Below are 1,350 nucleotides of genomic sequence, written 5' to 3' on the forward strand. Positions count from 1 at the left end.
CTCCACCCCACGGCGATCCCGGGCCGCCCTCGCCCCTCGACGACCGGGGCCGGGGCGGAGTCACCCGCGGATCACAGACGGCCGAGCGCGGCCTCGATGATGTCGAGGCCCTCGTTCAGCAGGTCCTCGCCGATGACCAGCGGCGGCAGGAAGCGCAGCACGTTGCCGTAGGTGCCGCAGGTCAGGACCAGCAGACCCTCGGCGTGGCAGGCCTTCGCGAGCGCGCCCGCGGCCTCCGGGTGCGGCTCCTTGGTCGCCGGGTCCTTCACCAGCTCGATCGCGATCATCGCGCCACGGCCGCGGATGTCACCGATGATGGCGAACTTCTCCTGCATCGCGGAGAGCCGGCCCTTCATGACCTCCTCGATGCGCTTGGCCTTCGCGTTGAGGTCCAGCTCGCGCATGGTCTCGATCGAGCCGAGCGCCGCGGCGCACGCCACCGGGTTGCCGCCGTAGGTGCCGCCCAGACCGCCCGGGTGCGCCGCGTCCATGATCTCGGCGCGGCCCGTGACGGCGGCGAGCGGCAGGCCGCCCGCGATGCCCTTGGCCGTCGTGATCAGGTCCGGGACGATGCCCTCGTCCTCGCACGCGAACCACTGGCCCGTGCGGCAGAAGCCGGACTGGATCTCGTCCGCGACGAAGACGATGCCGTTGTCCTTGGCGAACTGCGCGATGCGCGGCAGGAAGCCCTTCGCGGGCTCGATGAAGCCGCCCTCGCCCAGCACCGGCTCGATGATGATCGCGGCGACGTTGTCCGCGCCCACCTGCTTGGTGATCTGGTCGATGGCCTGCGCGGCGGCCTCGGGGCCGCAGTTCTCCGCGCCGGTCGGCCAGCGGTAGCCGTACGCCACCGGCACGCGGTAGACCTCGGGCGCGAACGGGCCGAAGCCGTGCTTGTACGGCATGTTCTTGGCGGTGAGCGCCATCGTCAGGTTCGTACGGCCGTGGTAGCCGTGGTCGAAGACGACGACCGCCTGGCGCTTGGTGTACGCGCGGGCGATCTTCACCGCGTTCTCGACGGCCTCGGCGCCCGAGTTGAACAGCGCGGACTTCTTGGCGTGGTCGCCCGGGGTCAGCTCGGCGAGCTGCTCGCAGACCTCCACGTAGCCCTCGTACGGGGTGACCATGAAACAGGTGTGGGTGAAGTCGGCGAGCTGGGCCGAGGCGCGGCGGACGACGGCCTCCGCGCTGGAGCCGACCGAGGTCACGGCGATGCCGGAACCGAAGTCGATGAGCGAGTTGCCGTCGACGTCCTCGATCACACCGCCGCCCGCGCGCACGGTGAACACCGGCAGCGTCGAGCCCACGCCCGCCGCGACCGTCGCCGTGCGGCGGGCCTGCAGCTCGAGC

The 1,350-nt window shown here is 71.5% G+C and carries 1 protein-coding gene; it reads right to left on the minus strand.

What is annotated here, in order from left to right; genetic code table 11:
- Positions 1-71: 71 nt before the first annotated feature.
- A partial coding sequence (gabT, locus tag K6I34_RS37035; RefSeq protein ID WP_229332402.1) for a 4-aminobutyrate--2-oxoglutarate transaminase occupies positions 72-1,350 on the minus strand: 1,279 nt, incomplete at its 5' end.

This window comes from Streptomyces sp. UNOC14_S4 (assembly GCF_020740835.1).
Lineage (GTDB): Bacteria > Actinomycetota > Actinomycetes > Streptomycetales > Streptomycetaceae > Streptomyces.